This window comes from Sphingobium sp. B2 (genome assembly GCF_007693735.1).
GTDB lineage: Bacteria > Pseudomonadota > Alphaproteobacteria > Sphingomonadales > Sphingomonadaceae > Sphingobium > Sphingobium xenophagum.
Genome location: NZ_VDBZ01000001.1, coordinates 3,141,469 through 3,152,110, shown reverse-complemented (window position 1 = coordinate 3,152,110; position 10,642 = coordinate 3,141,469). Strand labels below are relative to the sequence as shown.

The following is a 10,642-nucleotide window of genomic DNA, read 5'->3' as shown; positions in this document are numbered from 1 at the left end:
AAATGTAATGCACCGTACGCACGGGTGCTGCGAGAAAATTACACAACAAAATCAGTACATTGAACGGATTTTGGCAGACATCTCCGTTGGCACTGTTTGGTGCCGTTGACGCCGATTGGCAGCCAAAAAAATTCAAGTCATTGATTTTCCTTGGCAACATTTGACGCCCCCACCAATTTTTTGACTTCCTTGGCTGCCGCGGCATCCCACCCTTTACCAACGGCAGACAGCGGCATACATTTCCTCTGCTTCATCACGCAGGCCAGGCATCCAAATGATAGGATAGCTTATGGCTAGAATTACGATACGGCTTGAAGATGATCTCCATGATCAGCTCCTTTACCGGGCTGCGCGTGCAGGAATGCCCTGTGCTTCCATGATTCGGCTCATGCTCAGGAAGCTCGCACTGCCGGAAACCACGTTCAGGATGTTGCGCACGCCGGGCGAGGAGTTGCTTGTCGCCGTCCTCCAGATGCGGGAACTCATCCACGTTGATCTAGCCCGGCGATCGCCGGAGACGCTCGAGCTGGGCATGGACTGCGCGAAAGCGGTCCTGCGGGATCATGGTCTGCTCGAAGAGGGGTGAGCTGAAAGGCGCCTTCCTTTCGCAGGGAAGGGCCGAGCGACATTCTTTTCCTCGAAATGACACCTTCGCCTATTCGCCGGATCGATCCGGCTACCCCTTATTTAGCAGGATGACCATCACATGGTTCACATCATCAAGACACGCCGAAAGTCGCAAATTCCTCCTGTTGAGGCTGATGAGGCTCTGCGGATCGACAAAACTGAAACTCTTACGGTTCGTATCCCGGAAGCGGTGCGCATGACAGGGATCGGCCGGTCCAAGCTGTATGAACTGATACAGTCCGGCGACATCGGCATCGTGAAGATCGGCGCTTCGACACTCATACCGGTAGACAGCTTGCGGGATCTGATCGCTCGAAACAGGCGGCAGTAAGATATCCGGTGCGGTGAGCAACTGCTGGCCCACCAGTTCGCCAGTCTGGGTCGCCGGCGCACGATTTGTGACCGGCAACCTTTGGGACTTGTACGAACCCGCTGCGCGGGATTGGCGCCGGGATCTAATGTCATGCTGATCATGCTGGCGATGCGACTGGCTTGAGCGGGGGCGAGCACAGGCAGACCCTATCGACTCCTTCAACTGAGGAGTCGAACGATAAACACCTCCACCATGATGATGCCCGTCCGGACATTGCGTGAGCGCATGGCCGAAGACATGGACCTGCGCCGTTTGTCACGCGCCACGCAGCGCAACTACCTGCGGGATGTGGCGCGCTTTGGCATGTGGCTTGGCCGTCCGCCCGATACTGCGAGCGGTGAAGAGCTGCGGCAGTTCCAGCTCGACCAACGGGAAGCAGGGCTAGGCGGGCCGACGCTGAACAGCATCGTGTCTGCGCTGCGGTTCTTCTACACGCATACGATCGACCGCCCCGACCTGACCCGCAAGCTCTACCGGGTGAAGCATCCACGATCATTGCCGACCGTGCTCAGCCGCGAGGAAGTGACGCGGATGCTGGGAGCGACCACCAGCCTCAAGCATCAGGCCATCCTGTCCGTCGCCTATGGGGCCGGTCTGCGCGCCTCGGAGGTTGCCAAACTCAGGGTCAGCGATGTCGATGGCGAACGCATCTTGCTCCGGGTGGAATGCGGCAAAGGTGGTGGCCATCGCAATGCCATGCTCCCGAAATATCTGCTGACTCTCTTGCGTGCGTGGTGGAAGGAGGGCCGGGATCAGAGCGTCATGCACCGCGATGGCTGGCTGTTCCCGGGGCAGCACTATCTCAAGCCTATCTGTTACCGACAGGTGCATCGTATCGCGGCCGAGGCGGCACGCGCCGCCGGCATCACGAAGCGTGTCGGGCCACATACGTTGCGACACAGCTTCGCCACTCATCTGCTTGAAGACGGGATCGATACCATGCCAAAGCAGATATATCTCGCCGATTTGCCAGGCAACGCCGCCCACGCAAGCGGCATCGGCAAACAGCATCGAATTCGAGTGCAAATTGAAGGGCCCTCCGCCCGCATAACGATCGTCCTAAGTAGACAACGATGCTGTGCCATGCGCGGCCGGCTTGAGTTCAAGCTCACATCATTGCAATCATGCCGAGACGTTGCGCTCCCCTGCGAAGCGCCGGCAAGCAACGGGTACGAAGGTCGGCCGCCGAGATTCGAGCCGCCTGCGTGCCCATGTTGAGGGCTGCAACGACGCCGCCCTTGCCAATCACCGGCACCGCGATCGATCGCAAACCAAGCTCCAGTTCCTGGTCGACGATCGCAAACCCGTCGTCGCGCACTTGCCCAAGGCGTTCGACCAAAGCGGACTTGGTGCAAAGCGTCTTGGGCGTGAAAGCAGCCAACTCGGTTCGGTCCAGATAGGCTTCTTGCTCCTCGCGTGCCTTGGCCGCAAGCAGAACGCGCCCCATGGATGTTGCATAAAGAGGAAGCCGGCTGCCCACGCGCAGCGCTATCGACATGATCCGTCCCGCTTCGGCTCTCGCCACATAATAGACTTCGTCTTCCTCCAGCACGCCGAGTGAGCAGGACTCGCCAAGTTCATCACGCAGATGATCGAGGATAGGCTGCGCTCGCGCTGCCAGCGAACTGGACGACAGGTACGCATAGCCCAGCGACAGGATCTTGGGCCGAAGGACATAGCTCAGATCCTCCTGCGCCGCATAACCCAGCCGAACCAAGGTATAGAGGCATCGTCGCACAGCCGCCCGACTGAGGCCGGTCATCTGTGACGCCTGACCGATCGTCAGCGGGCGCTCCTGCTCGGCAAAGCAGCGCAGCACCGCGAGGCCGCGGGCGAGCGACATCATGAACTCTGGGTCACCCTGCCATTCCGCGCCGACTTCTTCGTGCATAGCAATTTCAATCACCGATTATCGAACATATCGTCGTTTATCGATTGACTCGTAACGGCGCAATCCGGAATGCTCGGCTCGATGATGGCCAGGAGAGCCCGATGATCGATAAAAGCTATAACTCCGCGCGCGCGGCCGTGGCCGACATCTTCGACGGCGCGTCAGTAATGATCGGCGGCTTCGGCACTGCGGGCATGCCAGACGAGCTGATCGACGCGTTGATCGCGCGCGGCGTCGGCAATCTCACCATCATCAACAACAACGCCGGCAATGGGGAACAGGGCGTTGCCGCCCTGATCCGGGAAGGCCGCGTAAAGAAGATCATCTGCTCCTTTCCCCGTCAGAGCGATTCCCACCATTTCGACGCGCGTTACCGCGCCGGGGAAGTCGAGCTAGAACTCGTGCCCCAGGGCAACCTTGCCGCGCGCATCCAGGCCGCTGGAGCAGGTCTCGGGGCGATTTTCACGCCAACCGGGTTCGGCACGGCACTCGCCGACGGCAAGGAAACCCGAAGCATCAACGGCCGCGACTATGTTCTTGAATACCCCATCCAGGCCGATTTCGCGTTGATCAAGGCGCACAGGGGAGACCGGTGGGGCAATCTCGTCTTTCGCAAGACGGCCCGAAACTTCGGCCCGATCATGGCGATGGCGGCCAAAACCAGCATCGCCCAGGTCAGCGAAATCGTCGAGCTCGGCGCCCTTGATCCGGAGGTGATCGTAACCCCGGGCATCTTCGTCCAGCGCGTAGTGGAGGTTCCCATCGCTGGCCAGGCGCGGGCAGCTTGAAGGAAGAGCAAGGATGAACCACCTCAGCCGCGATCAGATCGCCGCGCGCGTCGCCCGGGATATTCCCGAAGGTGCCTATGTAAACCTGGGGATCGGCCTGCCGACCAAGGTAGCAAACTATCTGCCGCAAGACCGGGATATCTTCCTCCAGAGCGAGAATGGTCTGCTCGGAATGGGCCCTGCCCCTGCTACCGGAGAGGAAGATTGGGAGCTCATCAATGCCGGCAAACAGGCGGTCACGCTTTTGACCGGTGGCGCATATTTCCATCATGCCGACAGCTTCGCCATGATGCGCGGCGGGCATATCGACATCTGTGTATTGGGCGCATTCCAGGTTTCCGTGTACGGAGATCTCGCAAACTGGCACACGGGCGAGCCGGGGGCGATCCCTGCGGTCGGAGGCGCCATGGACCTGGCGATCGGCGCGAAGCAGACATTCGTCATGATGGAACTGCTCACCAAGCAGGGCGAGAGCAAGCTGGTAGAGCGCTGCACCTATCCGTTGACGGGTCTAGCTTGCGTTTCCCGCGTGTATACCGACCTGGCAGTCTTCGACGTCGGGCCCGGTGGCGCATGCGTGATCGAGATGATCGACGGCCTTGGCCTTGCCGATCTGCGGCGCCTCACCGGTTTGTCGCTCGCAGCCCAATCCTGAACAGAAAGATCCGCATGACCGAAGCCTTCATCTGCGACGCCATCCGTACTCCCATCGGTCGCTATGGCGGCATGCTGGCAGGCGTACGCGCCGATGACCTGGGCGCCGAGCCGATGAAGGCGCTCCTTGCGCGCAATCCTGGCCTCGATCCGGCGACGATCGAGGAGGTATTTTATGGCTGCGCCAACCAGTCCGGCGAAGACAACCGCAATGTCGCGCGCATGAGCCTGCTTCTTGCAGGCCTGCCCCACACCGTTCCCGGGGTGACGCTCAATCGGCTATGTGCTTCGGGACTGGAGGCGGTCGGCGCCGCGGCCCGGGCAATTCGCTCGGACGAAATGGCGCTCGCTCTCGCCGGGGGCGTCGAAAGCATGAGCCGCGCGCCGTTCGTGATGGCCAAGGCCGATAGCGCATTCGGCCGCAACCAGAAGCTCGAAGATACGACCATGGGCTGGCGTTTCGTAAACCCGGCGCTCGATGCGCTTTACGGCACAGAAACGATGCCCCGCACCGGCGAGAATGTGGCCGAGGACTTCGGCATCAGCCGCGAGGACCAGGACGCCTTTGCCCTGCGTAGCCAGAACAGGGCCATCGCGGCGCAGAAAAATGGCCTTCACGCCGAGGAGATCGTCCCGCTGACGATCCCCGGCAAAAAGCGGGGGGAAAGGATCGAGGCGAGCGTCGATGAACATCCCCGCGCCGATGCGACGATCGAAGCGCTTCAGAAACTGAAGCCGCTCTTCGGCCCGAATGGCACTGTCACGGCCGGAAACGCGTCGGGTATCAATGACGGCGCTGCGGCCATGATCGTCGCCAGCGAGGCGGCCGCCAAGGCGCAGGGTCTGACGCCCCGCGCCAGGATTCTCGGCCTTGCCTCCGCGGGCGTCGAACCGCGTGTGATGGGGATTGGGCCGGTACCGGCCACCCGGAAGCTGATGGCGCGTCTTGGCCTGTCGATCGGCGATTTTGACGCGATCGAGCTCAACGAGGCTTTCGCCAGCCAGAGCCTAGCGGTCTTGAGGGCCTTGGGTCTGGCCGACGACGCGCCCCATGTTAACGCCAATGGCGGAGCGATCGCGCTTGGCCACCCGCTTGGCATGTCGGGCGCTCGCATCGCGATGACCCTGGTGCACCAGCTGGAAAAGTGCGGTGGAAAGCGCGGGCTTGCGACGCTCTGCATCGGCGTGGGGATGGGCCTGGCGCTGGCGGTTGAACGGGTTTGACCACTTACTCGACAGTGCGCCCTTGAATGTTCCAATGATGCCCCACAAGGGCCAGTCGTGCCCATTGCAGGAAACCCTTCCGCCGCTGGCGTGGGCGGACAACGACTGCGATTGCTCAGTCGCGAAAATCGAAGGCAGATGCCACGCGCTCTGCGAGGAAGTTGATATCCTCCTCCCGGGCTTCGATCCCCAGTATCCGCGCAGCAACGGTCATGTCATGCCTCACGCGCTCGCGCACGGTGGCTGGCGCGCCGCCCTGAAGCGACGCGCCAGCCACCTGCCGTCCCCCACCCCCGGGGCCGGACATCCTAGAAACGGTAAGTCGCCTGAAACAGGATTTCCCGCGGGCGTCCGAGGAAGCCGTAGGTCGTGCCGGGCACGTTTCCGGCAGCATCGGCGCTGGAAATGATGTACGTCTTGTCGGTGAGGTTATTGCCGATCACCGCGAATTCGAACGTGTCTGAATAGACCTTCAACGTTGCATTGACGCGGGCAAAGCCATCCTGGATGGAATTGGGCCGGAAGTTGAAACCGCCCGCGGAGTGATTGTAGCTGCTGCTGTAGAACAGGTCGCCCGAAAGCGACGACTTCCAATCGCGAGACAGGTCGATGATGTACGTCGCGCCCGCGCTTGCCGAGACTGCCGGCGAGGTGCCCAGCCTTTGCCCCGACAGATCCTGCACGCCGGCTACACACCCCTGCGCCGCCGTCTGCCCGGCGAAGCACTGGGCGTTGGGAAAGCTGCGGAAGCGGGCGTGGTTGTACGCGACGAAACCCCGCAACGAGAGCGCGCTCGACGCGGTATAGTTCACCTGCAGTTCGGCGCCCTTCACGCGCGCCCCGGCTGCGTTCCGGGTCACATAGGCAAAGGTCTGCGCGTCGAAGGACGTGAGCTGCAGGTCATCATAGTCATAGAGATAGGCCGTGGCATCGATGCTGAGCGCGCCGCCCAGCAGGCTGCCCTTCGCACCGATTTCGCCACCCTTCGCCTTGACCGACCGGAACTGCACATTGTCGACGGTGGCCGAGCCCGCGAGATTGCCGGGGTTGGAAATGCCCGCCGACAGGAATCCCGTCTTGTATGCTGCGTAAAGTGTCGTGTTGCGGATCGGGTGCCAGCTGAGCGTGACTTCCGGCGAGACATTGTCGTTGCTGAGCCTGGGCCGGAGCACCGTTCCGGGGGGCAGGTTGGTCGGGGCGGCGACCACGGGCGGAAGGCGGTTGGGATGGACATAGATGTTCTGAAGCGTCCCCGATCGCCGCTCATGGGTATAACGGGTGCCGCCGGCAAGCTCCAGGTTCTCGACTATCTTCCAGTTGGCTTGGGCGAAAATGGAATAGGTGTCGCCCCGCGTTGAATAGACGCCGTCGGCGGTATCGTAGCGCCCGGTGGCTGGATCGATCGGCAGCGGCACCAGCGCCAGCATCGTGTCCTGCCGGTATTCGCGCTTGAGGTGCTCATAATAGCCGCCGAACGTGAAGTTCACGGGGAAGTCCAGCTTTGTGATCGCCCGCAATTCCTGGCTGATCGTCGTCGTCCGCTCCTTCGCTGAACCGAGCAGCCGGGCCAGACTCGTATAGTCGAAGCTTTCTTCATAGTCGCTGAGGAACCGGAAGAATCCCGTCGTCGAGGTGATGGTCAGCGTATCGCTGTTGTAGTTCATGTTCAGCGAACTGAGATAGGTTTCGATATTGCTGAACGGAGCGCCACCGGTGCGCGGAAACCCCGCCACCAGCCGGGGATCCAGGGCCGAGACCGATCGCCTGAAATTGGGTACGCAGTCGCCATAGGGATCGACCGCTCCGTTGGCGAGAGTCGGACGAGTCAGGGACCCGTTACCGCATCGCAACAGTTCCGCGCGCGAAGATGGACCATTGTCCGTGTAATGGCTGCCATAAACCTTCAAGGTGGCGTCGAAATCATTGTCCGGGCGATAGGCGATCGTGACGCGGCCAAGGGTGCTTGCGGCACCGTCCGACCACTTGGCCGCTGGCGTATAATTGAAACCCGGATGGAAGGGATCGGGCGCCGTCTGGGCCATGTTGCGGATATAGCCGCGGCTGTCGTCGGTGCGCCCTGCTACGCGGACGGCCAGGCTTTCGGTTACCGGCAGCGTGACGGCTCCCTCGATGAAGCGCTGGTGGTCGTTCTCGTTATACCCGATGCGGGCGAAGCCGCTCAGATCCCGGCCGGGCAGGACGCCGTTGACCGAAATGACACCGCCAGGGCTGTTTTTGCCGAAGAATAGGGCCTGCGGCCCTTTCAGCACTTCGACGCTGGCGACATCGAGCATGCCCGCATTGATGATGCCGCGACCGCGGCTGACCAGCACGCCATCGACATTCAGGGCCACCATCTGTTCAACACCTGCGTCATTGGCCTGGCTGCCGACGCCGCGGATCTGGAGGTTGACCCCCGGACCCGCCCCGCCCTTGTTCAAGGCCACCTGCGGTATCTGCATGCCGATCTCGGTGAGCTGGCGGGTGCCGTAGCGGGCGAGGGATTCGCTCCCCAGGGCGCTCACCGCGACGGGAACATCGACAAGTCGTTCGTCCTTTCGCCGCGCGGTGACGACGATGTCGCTGATCGAGACATCGTCGCCCGATCCACTCTGCTCCGCCACCTGCTCCGACTGTGCATAGGCAGCACTGCTCGTGAAGAAAGATACGGCGGTCGCGAGCAGGACTGCGCGGAACGTAAAGATTTTCATGATACCCTTCCCCTCCAGTTCGGATCACTTCCTTCGCTTCATGGCGAATAGCTTGTGATCGTTCTTATCGAATTGCCCCGATCTTCGATGGATCGGCTACGATAGACTGTGGCGAACGGTATCCATACGCGCCACGAGAGTTTGCGAATAATGACTATGTGATTCTTGATGATTTGAAGGAACTGCCATAAGGGCCGACATAAGCGCCGCCGCTGCCAGACCCATTTTCCGTTCTGCACGCAAGCGGTCTTTCCAGACTTACTGCGGCCCAGGCGAGTCCGTTCGACAAAGCGGACGGCTTTTCAACCCGAACCTCGACCGCCTCGACAAGATCGTGGGCAAGGCAGCGCTCGGCAACCTGCGATGCAAACTTCTCGATCAGTTGGATATGAGAACGGGCCAGTTCCGCGATGATGCCAGGTATGCAGGCATAATCGAACGCCGACGCCAGACTGTCCGACACCGGTGGGCGAGTGACAAGTTCTACCGACACCCGCAACATCTGGGTATATTCCTTCTCATGCGCATGAGCACCGATGCGCGCATGGACGTTCACGGCGTCGACGCCGATCCTGCAAAGTGGCCCTTTAGCGGTCTTCCACGCGCTCATGCGCTTCATCCATCGACCAGAGAGATTGGTTCACAATGGCTGTTCAGCGTCGTCGCCGCCTTCACAGTGTTGACGAGCAGACACGCGATCGTCATGGGGCCGACGCCGCCGGGCACCGGCGTGACAGCGCCTGCATGGTCCATCTCTTCGAACGCGACATCGCCGACGATCTTGGGCCGCCCGTCGCCGTCGATCGTGCGATTGATCCCCACGTCTATCACGATGGCCCCGGGTTTGACCCAATCCCCGCGGACGAGGCCCGGACTGCCGGCCGCAACCACCAGAATGTCGGCGGTGCGCACAATCTCGGGCAGGTTTTCCGTGTAGCGGTGGGTCACCGTGACGGTGCACTCCCGCTCGAGAAGAAGGAGGGCCACGGGCTTGCCCACGATGTTCGACTTCCCGATGACGACAGCCTTCTTCCCTCTGAAGTCAACGACGAGACTTTCGAGCAGCATCATGCATCCCATCGGCGTACACGGAAGCAGGCCGCGGTTTCCGATTGAAAGTCGCCCGACATTAACGGGATGAAACCCGTCTACATCCTTGAGAGGATTGATCGCATCTAGGATCATGTGGCTGTCGATATGCGCCGGCAGCGGCAGTTGCACGAGGATCCCGTGCACCTCAGGATCCTCGTTCAATCGCGCGATAAGGCCCAGCAGGTCTGCTTCGGACAGATCGCGCGAAAACCGGTGCTCGATGGATCGCAGACCGATCTTGGCGCACTGGCCGATCTTTCGCCGGACATAGATCTGGCTCGCCGGATCATCCCCGACCAGCACGACCGCTAGCGTCGGCGGATAGCCGTGCTCGCCCGCAAAGAGACTCACTTCTTCTCGCAAGCTGTCGGTGATTGTCGCAGCCATCGCTGTACCGGAGATGATTTCGACCATCCTCTCAATCCCGGAAGACGACCGTCTTGCTCTCGTTCACGAGAATTCGGTCCTGAAGGTGATAGAGGACAGCGCGCGACAATACGCGCTGTTCTATGTTCCGCCCCTTCCGCACGAGATCATCGGGCGTGTCGGCGTGGCTGATCTGTTCGACGTCCTGGTGGATGATCGGCCCTTCGTCCAGGTCGGCCGTGACGTAATGCGCTGTAGCTCCGATCATCTTGACCCCGCGTGCATGGGCCTGATGATAGGGCTTGGCGCCCTTAAAGCCCGGCAGGAAGCTGTGATGGATATTGATGCACCGCCCCGACAGAAAGGTAGCGAGATCGTCGGACAGGATCTGCATGTAGCGGGCAAGAATGATGAGTTCCGCGCCGGTCTCGTTCACGATCGCCTTGATCTGGGCTTCCTGCTCCGGCTTGGTCTCCTTCGTAATCGGAAGGTGATGGAACGGAATGTCTCCGATCAGCGAGATATTCAGGACTTCGCGTGGATGGTTGCTGACAATGCCCACTACTTCCATTTCGAGTTCCCCAATACGGGATCGATAGAGCAGGTCACCTAGGCAGTGATCGAACTTGGAGACCAGGATCAGCACCTTGCGCCGACTCGCGAGCGCACGAACCGACCAGGTCATCGAATAGCGTCCGGCGATCTCCGCCAGCCGCGTCTCCAGTCCGCCGGCGTTTTCACCTGCAAGGGAAAAGACCGTGCGCAGGAAGAAATTTCCGGTTTCGGGGTCGTCGAACTGCTGCGCCTCCTGTATGTTCGCGCCGATATCGTACAGCGCTCCGCTGACCGTCGCGACGATGCCGGGTCGGTCGGGGCAAGACAGTGTCAGGACATAGCTCTCGGTCACGGAAATGGG

General features: G+C 61.1%; 12 protein-coding genes. 6 read left to right on the top strand and 6 right to left on the bottom strand.

Going from position 1 to position 10,642, the window contains the following annotated elements:
• Nucleotides 1-388: 388 nt before the first annotated feature.
• The 3 genes from FE851_RS15360 (at nt 389) to FE851_RS15350 (ending at nt 2,218) form a co-directional block, all read left to right on the top strand.
• A complete protein-coding gene (locus FE851_RS15360; RefSeq protein WP_145203780.1) occupies nt 389-586 on the top strand; it encodes a hypothetical protein in 198 nt (65 codons plus the stop codon).
• 120 nt (nt 587-706) lie between these two features.
• Nucleotides 707-958, top strand: coding sequence for a helix-turn-helix domain-containing protein (locus FE851_RS15355; RefSeq protein ID WP_145203777.1), 252 nt, complete (start codon nt 707-709; stop codon nt 956-958).
• Nucleotides 959-1,192: 234 nt separating this feature from the next.
• The gene (locus FE851_RS15350; RefSeq protein ID WP_261370957.1) at nt 1,193-2,218 is read left to right on the top strand and encodes a tyrosine-type recombinase/integrase; all 1,026 of its coding nucleotides are present in this window, start codon (nt 1,193-1,195) and stop codon (nt 2,216-2,218) included.
• Here FE851_RS15350 and FE851_RS15345 read toward each other — a convergent pair.
• Complete coding sequence (locus tag FE851_RS15345; protein WP_145203774.1) at nt 2,109-2,891, bottom strand: IclR family transcriptional regulator C-terminal domain-containing protein; 783 nt, start codon at nt 2,889-2,891, stop codon at nt 2,109-2,111. The genes FE851_RS15350 and FE851_RS15345 overlap by 110 nt on opposite strands.
• Before the next feature lie 101 nt (nt 2,892-2,992).
• Here FE851_RS15345 and FE851_RS15340 point away from each other — a divergent pair, with 101 nt between their 5' ends.
• The 3 genes from FE851_RS15340 to pcaF are packed head-to-tail and all read left to right on the top strand — an operon-like array spanning nt 2,993 to nt 5,557.
• Complete coding sequence (locus FE851_RS15340; RefSeq protein WP_145203771.1) at nt 2,993-3,679, top strand: 3-oxoacid CoA-transferase subunit A; 687 nt, start codon at nt 2,993-2,995, stop codon at nt 3,677-3,679.
• A gap of 13 nt (nt 3,680-3,692) precedes the next feature.
• Nucleotides 3,693-4,334, top strand: coding sequence for a 3-oxoacid CoA-transferase subunit B (locus FE851_RS15335; RefSeq protein ID WP_145203768.1), 642 nt, complete (start codon nt 3,693-3,695; stop codon nt 4,332-4,334).
• A gap of 14 nt (nt 4,335-4,348) precedes the next feature.
• A complete protein-coding gene (gene pcaF, locus FE851_RS15330) occupies nt 4,349-5,557 on the top strand; it encodes a 3-oxoadipyl-CoA thiolase (RefSeq protein WP_145203765.1) in 1,209 nt (402 codons plus the stop codon).
• A gap of 115 nt (nt 5,558-5,672) precedes the next feature.
• On the opposite strand, the gene FE851_RS26200 is transcribed toward pcaF, so the two are convergent.
• The 5 genes from FE851_RS26200 to purU form a co-directional block, all read right to left on the bottom strand.
• The gene (locus tag FE851_RS26200) at nt 5,673-5,834 is read right to left on the bottom strand and encodes a hypothetical protein (protein WP_186378835.1); all 162 of its coding nucleotides are present in this window, start codon (nt 5,832-5,834) and stop codon (nt 5,673-5,675) included.
• Between the two features lie 31 nt (nt 5,835-5,865).
• Nucleotides 5,866-8,268, bottom strand: a complete 2,403-nt coding sequence (locus FE851_RS15325) for a TonB-dependent receptor (protein ID WP_145203763.1) — start codon at nt 8,266-8,268, stop codon at nt 5,866-5,868.
• Nucleotides 8,269-8,422: 154 nt separating this feature from the next.
• Entirely contained in the window at nt 8,423-8,878 is a 456-nt protein-coding gene (locus FE851_RS15320; RefSeq protein WP_186378834.1) for a dihydroneopterin aldolase, read from the bottom strand.
• 5 nt (nt 8,879-8,883) lie between these two features.
• A complete protein-coding gene (folD, locus tag FE851_RS15315) occupies nt 8,884-9,774 on the bottom strand; it encodes a bifunctional methylenetetrahydrofolate dehydrogenase/methenyltetrahydrofolate cyclohydrolase FolD (protein ID WP_145203757.1) in 891 nt (296 codons plus the stop codon).
• A 4-nt stretch (nt 9,775-9,778) separates the two neighbouring features.
• Entirely contained in the window at nt 9,779-10,633 is an 855-nt protein-coding gene (gene purU, locus FE851_RS15310) for a formyltetrahydrofolate deformylase (protein ID WP_145203754.1), read from the bottom strand.
• Nucleotides 10,634-10,642: the final 9 nt, after the last annotated feature.